The 16950-nt window shown below is 67.6% G+C and carries 13 protein-coding genes and 1 tRNA gene; 9 read left to right on the forward strand and 5 right to left on the reverse strand.

The features are described from left to right. Positions 1-85: 85 nt before the first annotated feature. The 3 genes from CR919_RS04085 to trxA form a co-directional block, all read right to left on the reverse strand. Positions 86-1720 (reverse strand): CHASE2 domain-containing protein, encoded by a 1635-nt coding sequence (locus tag CR919_RS04085; protein ID WP_099818977.1) that lies wholly within the window; start codon positions 1718-1720, stop codon positions 86-88. After that, positions 1717-3417 carry a FecR domain-containing protein gene (locus CR919_RS04090; RefSeq protein WP_099818978.1) on the reverse strand — a complete coding sequence of 567 codons (1701 nt, stop codon included), beginning with the start codon at positions 3415-3417 and terminating at the stop codon, positions 1717-1719. Before CR919_RS04090 ends, CR919_RS04085 begins: the two co-directional genes overlap by 4 nt. A 107-nt stretch (positions 3418-3524) precedes the next feature. Further along, complete coding sequence (trxA, locus tag CR919_RS04095; protein WP_099818979.1) at positions 3525-4382, reverse strand: thioredoxin; 858 nt, start codon at positions 4380-4382, stop codon at positions 3525-3527. Between the two features lie 152 nt (positions 4383-4534). Here trxA and CR919_RS04100 point away from each other — a divergent pair, with 152 nt between their 5' ends. The 9 genes from CR919_RS04100 to CR919_RS04140 all read left to right on the forward strand — a co-directional run bounded on the left by CR919_RS04100 (position 4535) and on the right by CR919_RS04140 (position 12546). Then, the gene (locus CR919_RS04100; RefSeq protein WP_099818980.1) at positions 4535-5143 is read left to right on the forward strand and encodes a DUF998 domain-containing protein; all 609 of its coding nucleotides are present in this window, start codon (positions 4535-4537) and stop codon (positions 5141-5143) included. 105 nt (positions 5144-5248) lie between these two features. Next, positions 5249-7888 carry a leucine--tRNA ligase gene (gene leuS, locus CR919_RS04105; protein ID WP_099818981.1) on the forward strand — a complete coding sequence of 880 codons (2640 nt, stop codon included), beginning with the start codon at positions 5249-5251 and terminating at the stop codon, positions 7886-7888. Positions 7889-8027: 139 nt separating this feature from the next. Further along, positions 8028-8603 carry an LPS assembly lipoprotein LptE gene (lptE, locus tag CR919_RS04110; RefSeq protein ID WP_099818982.1) on the forward strand — a complete coding sequence of 192 codons (576 nt, stop codon included), beginning with the start codon at positions 8028-8030 and terminating at the stop codon, positions 8601-8603. A gap of 12 nt (positions 8604-8615) precedes the next feature. Continuing rightward, complete coding sequence (gene holA / locus CR919_RS04115; RefSeq protein WP_099818983.1) at positions 8616-9653, forward strand: DNA polymerase III subunit delta; 1038 nt, start codon at positions 8616-8618, stop codon at positions 9651-9653. Between the two features lie 3 nt (positions 9654-9656). Continuing rightward, entirely contained in the window at positions 9657-10322 is a 666-nt protein-coding gene (gene nadD, locus CR919_RS04120) for a nicotinate-nucleotide adenylyltransferase (RefSeq protein WP_099818984.1), read from the forward strand. 58 nt (positions 10323-10380) lie between these two features. Further along, positions 10381-10794, forward strand: a complete 414-nt coding sequence (gene rsfS, locus CR919_RS04125) for a ribosome silencing factor (RefSeq protein ID WP_099818985.1) — start codon at positions 10381-10383, stop codon at positions 10792-10794. 63 nt (positions 10795-10857) lie between these two features. Further along, positions 10858-11328, forward strand: a complete 471-nt coding sequence (rlmH, locus tag CR919_RS04130; RefSeq protein ID WP_025879294.1) for a 23S rRNA (pseudouridine(1915)-N(3))-methyltransferase RlmH — start codon at positions 10858-10860, stop codon at positions 11326-11328. Positions 11329-11350: 22 nt separating this feature from the next. After that, positions 11351-11427, forward strand: a tRNA-Asn gene (locus CR919_RS04135). Between the two features lie 159 nt (positions 11428-11586). Further along, entirely contained in the window at positions 11587-12546 is a 960-nt protein-coding gene (locus CR919_RS04140; protein WP_099819115.1) for an alpha/beta hydrolase, read from the forward strand. A 67-nt stretch (positions 12547-12613) separates the two neighbouring features. Here the strand turns inward: CR919_RS04140 and arcD are convergent, their stop codons facing one another. Together arcD and CR919_RS04150 are read right to left on the reverse strand one after the other, a co-directional pair. Continuing rightward, positions 12614-14035 (reverse strand): arginine-ornithine antiporter, encoded by a 1422-nt coding sequence (gene arcD, locus CR919_RS04145; protein ID WP_099818986.1) that lies wholly within the window; start codon positions 14033-14035, stop codon positions 12614-12616. Between the two features lie 108 nt (positions 14036-14143). Continuing rightward, complete coding sequence (locus tag CR919_RS04150) at positions 14144-16939, reverse strand: TonB-dependent receptor (RefSeq protein ID WP_099818987.1); 2796 nt, start codon at positions 16937-16939, stop codon at positions 14144-14146. Positions 16940-16950 lie beyond the last annotated feature (11 nt).

Below are 16950 nucleotides of genomic sequence, written 5' to 3' on the forward strand. Positions count from 1 at the left end.
GAACCGGGCAGGGGGCGGGGCCCCAGTCTAACCATTCGCATGCGTATGTTGTAGCCCGTAGGGGCCGCATGAGGGCTGCCGGGCGTTACGGTCCGGGCGTGCCGCCGTCGATCACGTAACCGTCGCGGCCATTGTCCTTGGCCCGGTAGAGCGCGTTGTCGGCGCCTTCGACGAAATGATGCGGTTGCAGGTCGCTGTCCGGGACACGGGTGTAGACGCCGATGGTCAGGGTGACACCGGTCTCGCTGCCATCGCCGGGCGGCGGCAGGGCGCGGATGCAGGAGATCAGGTCTTCGATCACCTGCCGAGCGCCTTCCACCGGGGTATCGGGCAGCACCAGGGCGAACTCGTCGCCGCCGTAGCGCGCGGCCATGTCACGGGGGCGTCGGGCATGCGCCTGGATCAGGCGGCCCACTTCGCACAACACGCGATCGCCGACCTGGTGGCCATGGCGATCGTTGTGGTGCTTGAAGTGGTCGACGTCGATCAGGGCCAGGGTCAGTGGCTTGCCACTGCGGCGCGCCGCATCACATTCCTGTTGCAGCGATTGTTCGAAGCGCAGGCGGTTGCCCAGCCCGGTCAGCGCATCGCGGTTGGCCTGGCGGTGCCAGGAGGCGATGCGCCAGGTCGCCCACGCCGTCAGCACCAGCACGATGCCGAGCAGAGCGCTGGCCGGCGCCCACCAGAGGCTGCTGGTGCGCAGCAGCAGCCAGCTCAGCAGCGGCGCGGCCGGCAGCGAGCACAGGGCAACGACCCAGGGCAGGCGCAGCCCGAGCAGCAGTACGCACATCGCCACCAGCACGCCGGCCAGGGTGTCCTGCCAGGCGCGGGGCAACACGTCGATCTGCTTGTCCTGCAGCAGCATCGAGGCGAGGTTGGCCTGGTACTCGCTGCCGCTCATCCAGTATTCGCGGGTGGTGGGTGTCAACAGCCGCAGGGCGATGCCGCTGGCCGTCATGCCGACCACGATGCGCCTGCCACGGAGCATCGAGTCATCCACGCGCCCTTCCAGCACATCGGCGTAGGACACCTGTGGCAAGCGTTCCGGTGGCCCGGCATAACGTACGCGCACGTAATCATTGCGGCGCCATTGATAGGGCGAGTCCAGCGCCGGGTCGGGGTCGGGCAGACCGTGTGCGCGTTGCGGCGGCAGATCGGTCAACGCCAGGCCGAGTGCCGGCCAGTGCGCTTGGCCGATGCCGGCATGCAGGTAGACCCCGCGGGCGACACCATCGCCGTCGACTTCAACGTCGCTGTGGCCCATGGCGGCAGCGCTGGCGGCAATCAACGGGATGGGCAGCATCTCCTCGGCCATGCGGTCGCCGGCCGCCGGCGCGGCCAGCACCGGCAGCACCACGCGGCCGTTGCGACGGATCGCCGCGGCCAGCTCGGCGTCCTGGCGTGCATCGCGGCGGTCGGGCTCGGACAGCATGAGGTCCAGCGCGACGCGCTCGGCACCAGCGTCGGTCAGGCGGTCCAGCAGGCGGGCATGCACCGAGCGCGGCCACGGCCACTGACCCAGCCGCTGCAGGCTGCCCTCGTCGATGGCGACGATCAGCACGCTGGGGTCAGGACGGTAATCCCAGCTGCCGACCATCATGTCGTACGCCGTTTCGTCCTGCCGCCACAGCCATTGGCCGTGGCTGACCACCGCAGTCGCTACACCTGCCAGCAGGGCCAGCAGGATCCGTCGCGACCACGGCAGCGGCGAGCGCCTCACAGCAACAGCCACAGCAGCAGGACACCGCCGCCCGCGCCGTAGCACAGGCGGCACGGCAGCTTGACCTGCTGGGCAGGCGAGAACGGGCCCGCGTGGCCGTCATCGTCGATGTACTGCACACGGATGTGCAGCGTGCCGCGCCACGGGCGCTTGAAGCTGACCTGCGGTTCGTCAACGGTGGTATCGAGCAGCGGCGCGCTGAAATCACCGCGACGATCAACCTGCACCCGGTAGCGCTGGCCATCGCTTCCCGCCTGCCAGCGCAGGGTCAGCTCGCCGTCGATGGCCTCGGGTGGCTGCAGTGCCGGGTCCACCGGTTCATCGCTCAACTGCAGCGCCAACGCCTGGCCATAGCGACCCTGGCGGCCCTGGCCATCACGCGAAGCGATCCGCCAGTAGTACTGGCCGGGCGGCAGCGGCTCACCCAGGCGCAGGTCGGTGCTGCCGGTGCTCTGCTCGCGCAGCGGCTGCAGGAACTGCGGCTCGTCGGCCACCTGCAGCACGCTGCTGCTGGCACCGGGCGCCTGGCTCCAGTGGAAGCGCGGCCGGTCGCTGTTGACCGTCTGTCCCTGCAGCGGGGAAATGGTCAGTGGCGGTGGCGGCTGGTCGCCGAGGAGGAAATTCTCGCTGGCATCGAGACCTTCCACGCCCTGTGCATCCACTGCGCGCAGCAGCAGGCGCAGCGCACCCGGCGGCAGCTCGCCGATCGCCAGCCCGGTGTCGGTGGTGGTGGCCGCAAACAACAGGATTTCCGGAGTGGCGGCCTGCACCACTTCCACCCGGTAGTGGTCGGCACCGGTCACCGGTTCCCAGGCGAGCTGGGCCGGCAAGGCGCCCAGGCGGGTCGCATCGGCGCGCAGGCGCGGTGCCGGCAGCAGGCCGGAAACCGCTTCGGGTGCTGTTGCGCTGCCCGCGCTGCGGCTGGCCTGGCCGGGGTGGACCAGACGCTGGCCATGCGGGTTGCCGACCTGCACCTTGCCCTCCAGTACTTCGGTGGCACCTACATGGGCGTCATCGCCGGCGCTGACCCGGAACACGGTGCCGCGCACGCTGCTGGTGGCCGTGGGTGCATCGATGATGTAGCGCGATGCCGGCCCGCGCGCCGGGGTGACCCGGTTGCTGGCGCGCCCCTGCTGCAGGCGCAGGCGGGTATCGACCATGCCGGTGCGGCCATAGCGGCTGAGCTGGTCCAGGCGCAGGCGTGAGTGTTCGCGCAGCTGCAACCGCGAGGCGTCGGCGAATTCAAGGGTGATGCTGGAATCGGCCTTGGTCTGGATCGCATCGCCGATGTGCAGCTCTTCGCCTGCGCGCACGGCGCGGTTGCTGCTGCCATCGGCTGCGCTCAGTTCAACCTGCCCACGCACGGCGAGTACCCGCGCCGGGGCGGGTTCAACGCGGAGCCAGCCGATCGGGAAGCGCAGCAGTTCGCCCGGCGGCAACCGGTATGGGTTGTCGATGCGGTTGTGCTGCTGCAGCTGCTGCCAGCCCACGCTGGGCTTGAGATAGGCCGCGCCCAGATCCCACAGGGTATCGCCGGGGCGGACCCGGTAGTTCCAGTCCTGCGCGCCGGCAAACGTCGGCAACAGGCAGAGGGCACACAGCAGTGTGCGCAGGAAACGCATGATGAAAGACGACGAGCGGCCAACGGTCACGGATTGCTGTCCCGGCAAAGCGGGGGCGCAGCTGCAAGACCCCATGGCCCCGACCTCATCCCCCCGAACGGATCGTGGCGGCCCTGGGGGCCACCATCGCGGGCATTATTGCCCGCGTTCAGTGCAGGGATTCTGAACGATGCCGGTGCCGTTCAGAACAGCAGGGAGGCCATCCGGCGCCGCGAGCGGCCCACCAGGTCTTCATCGGCGATGACATTGAAGGCGTCGATCAGGGCCTTGCGCGGCAGTCCTTCCTGGAAACCGCGGTCGATCCGCAGCATCTCCAGGAACTGTTCCAGCGCGGCTTCGTCCTCGCCCGCCAGCAGCAGCTGCACACCGCGCAGGTGACGCGCCTGCAGATCCTTGCCATCGGCGGCGATGCGCGCATCCAGCACCTCCGCAGGCGGCGCGTCCTTCAGCGCGGCGGCGAAGGACAGCCGGGCGCGGCCACGCACGGCGCGGTCGTCGGTGGCCAGGTTGGCGGGCAGGGCATCGATCAGCGTGCCGGCCTCGTCCACGCCGCCAACCTGCAGCAGCGCCAGGGCCAAGTCGAGCTTCAGCTCGTCCTTGTCCGGCTCGGCGGCGATCTGCGCGCGCAGTACGTCCACCTGCGCCTGCGGGTCCAGCGGGGCCTCGTCCTCGGCAATGCTGTCGCCGACATCGGCCGGCACCACGCCGTGCTGGGCCAGGAATTCACGCAGCTGGCCTTCCGGCAGGGCGCCGGGGAAGCCGTCCACCAGCTGCCCACCCTTGACCAGGAACACGGTGGGCACCGAACGGATCTGGAAGGCCGCAGCGATCTGCTGTTCCTTGTCCACATCGACCTTGGCCAGTTCGAACGCGCCGTTGTATTCGCCGGCCAGCTTCTCCAGCATCGGGCCGAGGGTCTTGCACGGTTCGCACCAGGTCGCCCAGAAATCCACCAGGACCGGCGTCTGCAGCGACTTCTGCAGCACGTCCGCCTCGAAGGTAGCGGTGGTGGCGTCGAATACGTAGGTCGTCTCGGTCATGGGGCATCGTTCGGCATCTGGAGACCGATTCTATGGTGACGAACCCTGTCGGTCTCAACCCTGGGACCACGTCTCCATGAAATCCGGGACAGCTTGGCGGAGCTGGCAGCTGCCGCGACAATGTGCTGATGTTCTTGTGGAGAGTGGCTGCGATGTCCGTGGTTCGGCTGGATCGTTGGGTGGGCGTGCTCGCCGCAGCCCTGTTCGTGCTGTCGGTGGCCGGCTTCGGTGCGGCGCTGCCGGACTACTCGCAGGCGCTGCATCCGGTGACCTGGCTGGGCGCGCACGGCATTCCCCATGCGCTGGGCTTCAACCTGCTGGGGCTGGTGCTGCCGGGTGCGCTGGCGGTGGTGGTGGCCGAGCGCCTGCGCCGGCAACTACCGGTGGATGCCGCCTGGACGGCACGCGTGGGCAGCCAGATGCTGCTGCTGGCCGCGCTTGCCTTCATCGCGATGGGTCTGCTGCCGCTGGATTTCGAGGACCAGATGGACATGCAGGGCCCGGCCAGCAAGCTGCACGCCAGCGTGTGGATGGTCTGGGCGCTGGCTTTTGTCGCAGGCAGCGTGCTGCTGGGGGCGGCGCGACTGCGGCATCCGGGTGGCCGAAGGCTGGGCCTGCTGGCGCTGGGCTGCGGAACCGGCGCTGGTCTGCTCGCGTTCGGCCTGCCGGGAGTACTGCCGGCGGCGCTGGCGCAACGGCTGGCCTTTGCCTGCTGGGCGCTATGGCTGGCCTTGGCCCTGCCGCTGTCGCGCAGGCGCTGAGACGCGTTCCAGCGCCTCGCCGCGCGCCGGCCCGGCAGGCGGGATTGGAGCCATTTGCCGCACTGCGGTACGCTGTACCGCTTTGCCGCCGCAACCGCGTGTTACATGACCAGCGTCGAACCCAACGTTTACGATCCGCAGCAGGTTGAATCCGCCGCCCAGAAGTACTGGGACGCTACCCGTGCCTTCGAGGTCGATGAAGCCTCGGACAAGCCGAAGTACTACTGCCTGTCGATGCTTCCGTATCCGTCCGGTGCGCTGCACATGGGCCACGTGCGCAATTACACGATCGGCGATGTGATCAGTCGCTACAAGCGCATGACCGGCCACAACGTCCTGCAGCCGATGGGCTGGGACGCGTTCGGCCTGCCGGCGGAAAACGCTGCGATCAAGAACAAGACCGCGCCGGCCGCCTGGACCTACAAGAACATCGACCACATGCGCAGCCAGCTGCAGTCGCTGGGCTATGCCATCGACTGGTCGCGCGAGTTCGCCACCTGCCGCCCGGACTATTACGTCCACGAGCAGCGCATGTTCACCCGCCTGATGCGCAAGGGCCTGGCCTACCGCCGCAACGCGGTGGTGAACTGGGACCCGGTCGACCAGACCGTGCTGGCCAACGAGCAGGTCATCGACGGCCGCGGCTGGCGCTCCGGCGCGCTGGTGGAAAAGCGCGAGATTCCGCAGTGGTTCCTGCGCATCACCGATTACGCCCAGGAACTGCTGGACGGCCTGGATGAGCTGGACGGCTGGCCGGAGTCGGTCAAGACCATGCAGCGCAACTGGATCGGCCGCTCCGAGGGCCTGGAAATCCAGTTCGATGTGCGTGATGTGGATGGCACCGCACTGGATCCGCTGCGCGTGTTCACCACCCGCCCGGATACCGTGATGGGCGTGACCTTCGTGTCGATCGCCGGCGAACACCCGCTGGCCCTGCATGCGGCGAAGAACAACCCGGAACTGGCTGCGCTGCTGTCGGAAATGAAGCAGGGCGGCGTGTCCGAGGCCGAACTGGAAACCCAGGAAAAGCGCGGCATGGATACCGGCCTGCGCGCCGTGCATCCGGTTACCGGTGCCCAGGTGCCGGTGTGGGTCGCCAACTTCGTGCTGATGGGCTACGGCACCGGCGCGGTGATGGCCGTACCGGGCCACGACCAGCGCGACAATGAATTCGCCAACAAGTACAACCTGCCGATCCGCCAGGTCATCGCGCTGAAGTCGCTGCGCAAGGACGAGGGCGCCTACGACGCGACGCGTTGGCAGGACTGGTACGGCGACAAGACCCGCGAGACCGAACTGGTCAACTCCGACGAGTTCGACGGCCTGGATTTCCAGGGCGCCTTCGAGGCGCTGGCCGAACGGTTCGAGCGCAAGGCCCAGGGCCAGCGCCGGGTGAACTACCGCCTGCGCGACTGGGGCGTGAGCCGCCAGCGCTACTGGGGTTGCCCGATTCCGGTGATCTACTGCGACAAGTGTGGCGCGGTCCCGGTGCCGGAAGACCAGCTGCCGGTGGTGCTGCCGGAAGACGTCAACTTCGTCGGCACCGGTTCGCCGATCAAGGCCGATCCGGAATGGCGCAAGACCACCTGCCCGGAATGCGGTGGCGCGGCCGAGCGTGAGACCGACACCTTCGACACCTTCATGGAGTCGAGCTGGTACTACGCCCGCTACACCTCGCCGGGCGCCCGTGATGCGGTCGACAAGCGCGGCAACTACTGGCTGCCGGTGGACCAGTACATCGGTGGCATCGAGCACGCGATCCTGCACCTGATGTATTTCCGCTTCTACCACAAGCTGCTGCGTGACGCGCGGATGGTGGACAGCAACGAGCCGGCGCGCAACCTGCTGTGCCAGGGCATGGTGATCGCCGAGACCTACTACCGCCCGAACCCGGACGGCTCGAAGGACTGGATCAACCCGGCCGATGTGGAAGTGCAGCGCGACGAGCGCGGCCGCATCACCGGCGCCACCCTCATCGCCGACGGTCAGCCGGTGGTGGTCGGTGGTACCGAGAAGATGTCCAAGTCGAAGAACAACGGCGTGGACCCGCAGGCAATGGTCGGCAAGTACGGCGCCGATACCGTGCGCCTGTTCTCGATGTTCGCTGCACCGCCGGAACAGTCGCTGGAATGGAACGAAGCCGGCGTGGACGGCATGGCCCGGTTCCTGCGCCGCCTGTGGGCACAGGTGCAGAAGCACGCTGCCGACGGTGCCGCACCGGCGCTCGACGCGGCCGCGCTGGATGCCGGCCAGAAGGCCCTGCGCCGCAAGACCCACGAGACCATCGGCAAGGTCGGCGACGACTACGGGCGCCGCCACAGCTTCAACACCGCCATTGCCGCGGTGATGGAGCTGATGAACGCGCTGGCCAAGTTCGAGGACGGCAGTGAACAGGGGCGCGCCGTGCGTCAGGAAGCACTGCAGGCCATCGTGCTGCTGCTCAACCCGATCACCCCGCATGCCAGCCACGCCCTGTGGCAGGTGCTGGGCCATGGCGAAACGCTGCTGGAAGACCAGCCGTTCCCGCAGGCCGACAGCAGTGCGCTGGTGCGCGATGCGCTGACCCTGGCCGTGCAGGTCAATGGCAAGCTGCGTGGCACCATCGAGGTCGCCGCAGATGCCGCGCGCGAGCAGATCGAAGCGCTGGCCCTGGCCGAGCCGAACGCGGCCAAGTTCCTGGAAGGCCTGACGGTGCGCAAGATCATCATCGTTCCCGGCAAGATCGTGAACATCGTCGCTGCCTGATGTACCTGGCGCCGGCCGCCATTGTGGCGGCCGGTGCGTTGTCGCCACGCCGGGCGCGCCCGGCCGATGGCCCTGCGTTCACGCGGCCTCGGGCACCCTGTCTGTTGCCGTGATCGCCCGGCTCCGCCAGACTGTCTCCATGACCCGAATCCTGCTTGCCCTCGTTCTCGCCCTCGGCCTCGCCGGCTGCGGTTTCCACCTGCGCAACAAGCTGATGCTGCCGACCGACACGGCACCGGTGAAGGTGGTATCCACCGCGCCCTACAGTGAGCTGGTCAAGCTGTTGAACCGCAGCCTGCTGGCCTCCGGTGCTCGCTTGGCCGATGAGGACAGCAAGGGCCCCAATGCCCAGCTGCAGGTGCTGTCCGAACGCTGGGGCGACCTGCCCATCGCCATCGACTCGCAGGGCCGCGCGCAGGAATACAGCCTGCGCTATGCGGTGATCTTCATCTTCCGCCGCGAAGATGGCAGCGAACTGGTGCCGCAGCAGGTGATCGAACTGTCGCGCGACTACGTGTCGCCGCCGACCGACGCCACCGGTACCACCACCGAACGCGAGATCCTGGCTGACGAACTGCGCCGCGAAATGTCGGCCTCGATCATCCGCCGTATCGACAGCGTGGTCCGCGCCGAACTGGAAAAGGGCGGCAGCCTGTCGGCGCCGAAGCCGGTCGAGCACGATCCGGTCGAGCCCGCACCCGCCGTCCAGCACTGAGCCGGGCGCCTGATGGAACTGCGACCGGAACAGCTGGCCGGGCAGGGCGCTGACACGGCGCTGGCGCCGGTCTATCTGATCGCCGGTCCGGAAACACTGCGTGTGCTGGAGGCGGCTGACGCCGTGCGTGCCCGCGCACGCGCGGCCGGCATCGACGAGCGCGAAGTGTTCGATGCCGATGGCCGCGACTTCGACTGGAACCAGCTCGACGCCAGTTTCCACGCCCCCAGCCTGTTCAGCGCCCGCCGCCTGGTGGAAGTGCGCCTGCCCAGTGGCAAGCCGGGCAAGGACGGTGGCGAGGTGATCAGCCAGTTCTGCGCCAATCCGGCGCCGGACGTGATCCTGATGATCACCGCCAATGAGTGGAGCAAGGCCCACCAGGGCAAGTGGGCCGAGGCGGTGAACCGCGTCGGCGTGCTGTCGGTGGCCTGGGCGATCAAGCCGCACGAGCTGCCGGACTGGATCGAACGGCGCCTGCGCAGCAGAGGCCTGCGCGCCGAGCCCGCCGCCGTGCAACGCCTGGCCGAGCGCGTGGAAGGCAACCTGCTGGCCGCGGCGCAGGAGATCGACAAGCTCGCACTGCTGGCCGATGGCCAGACCCTGGACGTGGAACGGATGGAATCGCTGGTGGCCGATGCCGCCCGCTACGACGTGTTCCGGCTGGTCGAATCCACCTTCTCCGGCCAGCCGCAGGCGGTGCTGAGGATGCTGGCCGGTCTGCGCGGCGAAGGCGAGGCCGTGGCCGCGCTGATGCCGATCGTGATCCGCGAACTGCTGGCTGGTGCCGGCCTGGCACGGGTCCAGGCACGCGGCGGCAACCTGGCTGCGGAGATGAAATCCCGTGGTATCTGGGAATCGCGGCAGGCACCCTACAAGCGTGCGCTGCAGCGGCACCCGGAAGGCAAGCGCTGGGAGCGTTTCGTGGCCGAAGCCGGGCTGGTTGACCGCATCGCCAAGGGGCGAGCCGACGGCGATGCCTGGCTCGCGCTTGAGCGCCTGCTGGTGGCGGTGGCCGAGGCGCGCGCGGTACGGCTGCTCGCCCGGGCCTGATCCATGAGCCTGCGGATCTATTACGGGGGCACCTTCGACCCGGTGCATCTGGGCCATCTGGCGATCGCGCGCGCTGCACGCGATGAACTGCAGGTGGCGGTACGCATGCTGCCTGCCGCCGACCCGCCGCACCGCGCGGTGCCGGGCGCGACCGCCGAACAACGCTGCACCATGCTCGGCCTGGCCATCGGCGATGAGCCGGGCCTGCTGCTGGACCGTCATGAGCTGGATCGGGCCGCGCGCTTTCCCGGCCGGCCGTCCTATACCGTCGATACCCTGCGCGAACTGCGTGCCGAACTTGGCCCCAGCCGCCCGCTGGCGTGGCTGGTGGGGGCCGACAGCCTGCTCGGCCTGCCCAGCTGGCATGAGTGGCAGGCGCTGTTCGGGCTGGCCCATTTCATCGTCGCCGAGCGTCCGGGCAGTCCGCTGCGGGCCAGTGTCGACGGCGCGCTGGGGCAGGCCACCGAGGGCCGCTGGGCCGACAACGAACAGGCGCTGTTTGCCAGCCCGGCCGGTCGCATCCTGCGCCTGCACCACCCGCTGCGCGAGGAATCGGCCAGCGCCGTGCGCACCCAGATCGCCGCGGGTGGTCCCTGGCGGGCCATGCTGGCACCGGCGGTGGCCGACTATGTTTCTGGCCATGGCCTGTACCGCTCCGCCACCTCGTGAATACGGTTGCCGCGCTGTGGCCGTATAATCGCCCCCACGTTTATCGAGTCGACCCGCTTTGAGCAACCAGACCCAGCCCCAGACCATCAAGGTCGATCTGCCCAGCCCGCCGCCCTCCGTGCCGGAACTGCTGGCCAGCGTCCGTCAAGCCACCGAAGACCTGAAGGCCAAGGACCCGGTCGAGATCGACGTGCGCGGCAAGTCCAGCGTCGCCGACTACATGGTGGTCGTGTCGGGTACGTCGACCCGCCATGTGAAGTCCATCGCCGATGAGGTCGTGCGCTTCGCCAAGAAGATCGACGTCATGCCGCTGGGTGTTGAAGGCGAGCGTGAAGCCGAATGGGTGCTGGTCGACCTGGGCGACGTCATCGTGCACGTGATGCTGCCGCGCGTGCGCGAGTTCTACGCGCTCGAGCGCCTGTGGACCGTTGGCGACCAGCCGCCGTCCTACGACGACGACGAAGTGGCCTGAGCCATGCGTTGATGCAGTTCTCGACGGCGCCGATGGCGCCGTCGACGTTTTGGAGGAATGTTGATGAAAGCCCGCCTGATCGCCACCGGCGAACGCGCGCCCAGCTGGGTCGCGCAGGGGTTTGCCGAGTACCAGAAGCGGCTCTCGCACTGGCTGCCCTTCGAGCTGGTGGAGATCGAGCCCGGCCTGCGCGGCAAAGGGCGCGACGCGCGTCGCGCCACCGAAGACGAAGGCAAGCGGGTGATCGCTGCGCTGCCGAAGAATGCCTATGTTGTTGCACTGGACGTACCGGGCCGCCAGCTCAGTTCCGAACAGCTGGCGCAGCGCCTGGAGCACTGGCGCGGACAGGGCAGGGACCTGGCGTTCCTGATTGGTGGGCCGGAAGGCCATTCGCCGGAAGTGTCTGCGCTGGCCGATGAAAAGTGGTCGATCGGCCCGCTGACGCTGCCGCACATGCTGGTGCGGCTGGTGGTGGCCGAACAGTTGTATCGCGCCGCTGCGATGTTGGCCAATCACCCCTACCATCGCGCGTGAAGAGTCGTTATACTGGCGGTCTGCCCGAATAGCTCAGCCGGTTAGAGCACTTGACTGTTAATCAGGGGGTCGTTGGTTCGAGTCCAACTTCGGGCGCCACATTCAAGAGGCCTGCATCGCAAGATGCAGGCCTTTTTTGTTGCGTCGAACCCTGCAGTCGCGTGCGCAGGTAGATCCACGCCATGCGTGGATGCACTGCGCGCACTCTGTCGAGCGAACCCGACTCTACAATGCGGTTTCATCATGTGGATGCTGACGATGCGCGCGATCGGCTTCGCTGTTTCACTGCTGCTGGCCGTGCAGCCGTTCGCTGCATCTGCCGCCGCGCCAGCGACCTGGCAACCGCCCGCCGGCACCACGGAACTGCCGCTCTGGCCGGATGGCCAGGTGATGGCGCCGCCGAAGCTGAAAGGCCCCGAGCAGGTCAGCGAAACCGTCTCCCGGGCCAGTGGCGAGCACTGGATGATGCTGCAGAACGTAGCCGTGCCCACGCTCACCGTGTTCCCGGCGAAAGGCTCGCCCACCGGCACCGCAGTGATGGTGGTGCCGGGCGGTGGCTACAACGTGCTGGCGATGGACCTGGAAGGCAGCGAGATCTGTGATTGGCTCACCGCACAGGGCGTCACCTGCGCGCTGCTGAAGTATCGCGTACCGGCCTCGGGGCCGAACTGGGATCGCGAATGCAACTGCCGCGACATTCCCGCCGTGCCGATGGCATTGCAGGATGCGCAACGGGCAATGGGCCTGCTGCGTGCGCAGGCCGCCCACTGGAAGATCGATCCGCAACGGGTGGGGGTAATCGGCTTCTCGGCCGGCGGCCATGTGGTGGCCGGGTTGAGCACGCATGCGCAGCGCAGCTATGCAGCGCTGGATGCGGCGGATGCGCAGTCCAGCCGGCCGGACTTTGCGATGCTGCTGTATCCGGGGCATCTCTGGGTACGCAAGGATGATTCGCTGGAAAAAGACATCGTGGTCGATGCCAAGGTGCCGCCGACATTCATCGTGCAGGCCGCCGACGACCCCACGGACGATGTCCGTCACGCGTTGACCTATCAGCGTGCACTGATCGAAGCGGGAGTGCCGGTTGAAATGCATCTGTTCGCACGCGGCGGCCACGCGTTCGGCCTGCGCCTGAAAGATGCGCCGGTGTCGGCATGGCCCAGCCTGGCCGAACGCTGGATGCACGACATCGGCATGCTGCCGAAACGCCGGTTGTAGAGCCGAGCCGGGAGGAACATACAAGCCATGCTCGGCTGCCTGTGCGAAGCCGAGCGCGGGCTCGGCTCTACAGCGTCAGCTGGCCTTTCCAGAACGCCACCAGTGTAGCGATGGCCACCACCAGGATCGCGCCGAACAGCACCCACTCCCAGCGCGTGAACACCCGCTCGCCGCGCTGGCGCCGGGTCAACGCGTACAGCACCACGCCCGGCACATACAGCAGTACCGACAGCAGCAGGTTGTCCAGGCCGCCGGCATACACCAGCCACAGCGCATAGGCGCTGGCCAGCAGCGCGACGAGGAAGTCGCGCCAGCGGGCGCCGGCGGCGCTGGCGTACGCCTCGCCCTGCCAGGCCAGCTTCACGCCGAATGCGCTGGACAGGAAGTACGGCACCAGGCTCATCGACGCCGCCAGCAGCACCAGGCTGGTGTAGCTGCCCGAATTGAACAGCACCAGCAGCAGGAACAACTGGATCAGGCCGTTGCTCAGCCACAGCGCATTGGCGGGCACGCCGCGCGTGTTCTCGCGGCCGAGAAAGGCCGGCATCGTGCCATCGCCAGCGGCGGCAAACAGCACTTCGGCGCACAGCAGCACCCACGCCAGCAGCGCGCCCAGCACCGAGATGATCGAGCCGATGATGATCACCGTCGCGCCCCATTCGCCAACGATCGCGCGCAGCACATAGGCCATCGAGGGGTTAGGCAGGCCCGCCAGTTCGGCCTGTGACAACACACCCATCGACAGCAGGCTGACCAGCACCAGCAGCAGCCACACGCCGATGAAGCCGATCACGGTGGCGCGGCCGACATCGGCGCGTCGTGCTGCGCGCCGCGAATAGATGCTGGCGCCCTCGATACCGATGAACACCCACACGGTGACCAGCATCATTCCGCGCAGCTGCTGGCCCATGTCGCCCAACGCGGGAGCGCCGAAGAAGTCGGCGCGGAACACGTCCATGCGGAATGCGCCGGCCGCCAGGATCAGGAACAGCGCGATCGGCACCAGCTTGGCCACGGTGACCAGGCCATTGATGATCGCGGCGGTACGCAGGCCTCGCAGCACCAGCAGGTGCACCGTCCACAGCAGAACGGACGATGCGGCGATGGCAGCGGGAGTATTGCCTTCACCAAACACCGGCGCGAAGTGGCCGAGACCGCTGAAGATCAGCACGAAGAAACTGGCGTTGCCGAGCACCGAAGCCACCCAGTAGCCCCAGGCGGCGGAGAATCCGATGTAGTTGCCGAAGCCTGCGCGCGCATACGCATAGATGCCGGTGTCCAGGTCAGGGCGACGATTGGCCAGGGCCTGGAACACGAAGGCGAGCATCAGCATGCCGGCGCCGCTCACTGCCCAGCCGATCAGCGCGGCCGCCGGGCCGGCGCTGCGCGCCACGTTCTGTGGCAGCGAGAAGATACCGGCACCGACCATCGAGCCGACCACCAGTGCGGTCAGGGCGGCCAGGCCAAGGCGTTGGTTGGAAGAGGGCATCACGCGCGCCGCAGCTGTCGGGGTGCCCATGATGGACGCTGTCGCGTGCGGAAAAAAGCAAAGGCCCGGGCAGGAGCCCGGGCCTTTGCAGGTGATGCTGCAGCAGGATTACTTGAACGTGTACTTGGCGCCGACGGTGAAGTAACGGCCCAGCGCACCGGAGAAGTGCATCGGGTTGTAGTTCACGCCACCGTAGGTGGTCGGATCGAGCGGGGCGATACGGTCGAACACGTTGGCCACCGAGGCATTGAGCTCGAAGGCTTCGGTGATGTTCCAGCGGCCGGACAGATCGAAGGTGGTGAACGAAGAAATCTTCGTCACCGGCGTGCCGTCCTCATAGAACGCCTGGTAGTCGCCACCGCGCTTGTCGGTGTTGTCCATCTTGGCGATGTAGTTGGCAACGCCGCTGACGCTCCATACACCCTGGCGCCAGGTGGTGCCGAAGTTGATCTTGTCCTTCGGCGTGCCGATGCAGTTGGTGACATCGCAGTTGCCGTGGGTTCCGGCATAGTCAACGGTTTCACCGCCTTCGGTACGCTCGAACTTCAGGATGTGGCTCCACTGCAGATCCATCTCCAACTGGCCCGGGCCGATATCGAAGGTCTGGCGGATATCGGTGTCGATGCCGCGAACGCGCGAGGAGCTTGCGTTCACATAGCCGGTGTTGACGGCCAGGATGCTGCCGGAGTTGGCCACGCCGCCGATGTTGTTGGAATCACGCAGCACGCTGCCGGCGAGGATGGCGGCGGCGGTGCTGCCCTGCACGATCTCGTTGGTACGCTTGATCTGCCAGGCATCGACGGTCAGCGAGGTGCTGGAGGTCGGCTGCAGCACCAGGCCCACCGAGTAGCTCTTGGACTCTTCCGGCTTCAGGTCCTTGTTCGGGCGGGTGATGATGGCGACCGAACGCGCGGTGCACTCGGCCGGATCGATGGCGCAGCGCACCGGGTCGCGTGCGTTGGAGAAGGCGGCCAGACCACCGTCACCGTTCTCGGCCGGGTTCGGTGCGCGGAAGCCCTCAGCGTAGCTGGCGCGCAGGGCGATCCAGTCGGCCGGGGTCCACTTCACGCCCAGCTTCGGCGTGGCCTTGCCTTCACCGCTTTCGTACTTGTCGTAACGCAGCGCGGCCGACAGTTCCAGTTGCTCCAGCACCGGTGCGGACAGCTCGACGTAGCCGGCGTACACGTTCTGGGTGCCGTCGTAAGCCGAATAGCCCAGGCCGATGATGTCACCCTGGTCGGTGTAGGTCTGCGGGGTCAGGCTGTTGCTGGTCTTGCGCCATTCGGTACCGAACGCCAGGCCCAGCGGGCCGCCCTTCAGGTCCATCAGGCTGCGCGAGATGGTGAAGTCGAACATGTCCAGGCTGGACTTGGCGCGCGCGCTGATGGTCGGCGAGATGTAGTCGTACAGCGCCTGCGAGTTCTGGCTGGCGTTGTCGCCAATGCGCCAGGTGCCGCCAGCGCAGTTCGGGTTGCCCAGCGCGCACAGCACGGAGCTGTAGCGCAGGAAGCCGGTGCGCTTGTTGGTCAGGTCGGTGCCCGAATGCAGGTAGGCGGTGTCGTAGCTCCAGTCACCCCAGTTGCCCTTGACGCCCACCAGGAAGCGGTTGAACTCGTTGGTGTTGTTGGTCACGCGCGGGCCGACATCCCAGGCGCTGTAGCGCAGGCGCGCGGCGTAGGGCAGCGGATTGTCCGGGTGGCCGGCATACAGCATCGTCGCGCCGGGGCCGCTGCTGGCGTTGACCGGGCCGCCGGGGTAGCCCCAGCCGCCGGACACGCCGGACGGGGTGTTGCTGAAGATGGTTTCCTTCTTCGAGTAGCCGATCTCGGTGTAGACCTCGCCGCCTTCGCCGAAGGCGAAGCTGGCGCGACCGAACACGTTGACGTACTTCTCTTCAGGCGTCAGGTCGCGGTACTGCTGGGCCGGATCCCACAGGCAGCCCTGGGACGCCGCAGTTGCATCGCTCTGGCCCGGGATGGTGCTCAGGTTGGCACAGCCCGGCAGGGCGACCAGGTGCGGCGACGGAGCGTCGTTGTTGAACACCGAACCGTTCGGACCGACGCCGCCGTTGGTGCGGCCGCTGAGGTAGGCGCCGCCAAGGAACTGTGCGTCGGTGGCGTCATAGCCCCACGGACGGGTGTCGCCGGTGCCGATCCACTTGCGATTCTTGCGGTCGCTGATCTTGATGGCGTCGGACTTGCCGACGTCCAGGCTGAAGAACGCGTTCCAGCCATCGCTGGCCAGGTCGCCGGTACCGGCGGTCAGCGTGGCCTTCTTGGTGTCGCCGTCGCTGTCACCGGACAGGCCGTACGAGGCACGCAGGATGGCACCCTGGAAGTCGCTGCGCAGGATGATGTTGACCACGCCGGCGATGGCGTCGGAGCCATAGATCGCCGAGGCGCCGTCCTTCAGTACTTCCACGCGCTCGACCGCGTCGAGGGGGATGGTGCTGAGATCGGTGAACACCTTCTGGCCATCATCGGCCAGGCCGTAGGTGGCCATGCGACGGCCGTTCAACAGCACCAGCGTCGAGCCGGCACCGAGGCCGCGCAGCGAAATGCCGGCGCCGCCGCCGGCGAAGCCGTTGCCGAAGGTCTTGGGGATGGAGCCGGCGCCATCAGCGGTGATGGTCTGCAGGTACTCGGCAAGCGTGGTCTTGCCGGTGCGATCGATTTCCTGGCGGGTCACCACCTGCACCGGTGACGGTGTCTCGGTGTTGGTACGCGGGATGTTCGAACCGGTGACGGTGATCCGGTCAAGGTTGGTGGCCTGCTCCTGCGCGAATGCAGAGGAGGAAGCCACCGCGCCGGCCAGCAGCAGGGCGCCGCCGGTAAGGATATGGGTGATGGACGATGCCAGGTGGTTATGGCGGCGGCTGGCGGGCCGTTGGATCGGGTGTTTCACAGCTTCTCTCC

This window comes from Stenotrophomonas sp. LMG 10879, from assembly GCF_002750935.1.
GTDB classification, from domain to species: domain Bacteria; phylum Pseudomonadota; class Gammaproteobacteria; order Xanthomonadales; family Xanthomonadaceae; genus Stenotrophomonas; species Stenotrophomonas lactitubi_B.

What these genes read in the sequence shown, in the direction of transcription:
- nadD (WP_099818984.1), top strand. Translation starts at nt 9,657, where the DNA reads ATGAGCCTGCGGATCTATTACGGGGGCACCTTCGACCCGGTGCATCTG.
- arcD (WP_099818986.1), bottom strand. Translation starts at nt 14,035, where the DNA reads ATGCCCTCTTCCAACCAACGCCTTGGCCTGGCCGCCCTGACCGCACTG.
- CR919_RS04090 (WP_099818978.1), bottom strand. Translation starts at nt 3,417, where the DNA reads ATGGGGTCTTGCAGCTGCGCCCCCGCTTTGCCGGGACAGCAATCCGTG.
- lptE (WP_099818982.1), top strand. Translation starts at nt 8,028, where the DNA reads ATGACCCGAATCCTGCTTGCCCTCGTTCTCGCCCTCGGCCTCGCCGGC.
- rlmH (WP_025879294.1), top strand. Translation starts at nt 10,858, where the DNA reads ATGAAAGCCCGCCTGATCGCCACCGGCGAACGCGCGCCCAGCTGGGTC.
- leuS (WP_099818981.1), top strand. Translation starts at nt 5,249, where the DNA reads ATGACCAGCGTCGAACCCAACGTTTACGATCCGCAGCAGGTTGAATCC.
- holA (WP_099818983.1), top strand. Translation starts at nt 8,616, where the DNA reads ATGGAACTGCGACCGGAACAGCTGGCCGGGCAGGGCGCTGACACGGCG.
- CR919_RS04140 (WP_099819115.1), top strand. Translation starts at nt 11,587, where the DNA reads ATGCGCGCGATCGGCTTCGCTGTTTCACTGCTGCTGGCCGTGCAGCCG.
- trxA (WP_099818979.1), bottom strand. Translation starts at nt 4,382, where the DNA reads ATGACCGAGACGACCTACGTATTCGACGCCACCACCGCTACCTTCGAG.
- CR919_RS04100 (WP_099818980.1), top strand. Translation starts at nt 4,535, where the DNA reads ATGTCCGTGGTTCGGCTGGATCGTTGGGTGGGCGTGCTCGCCGCAGCC.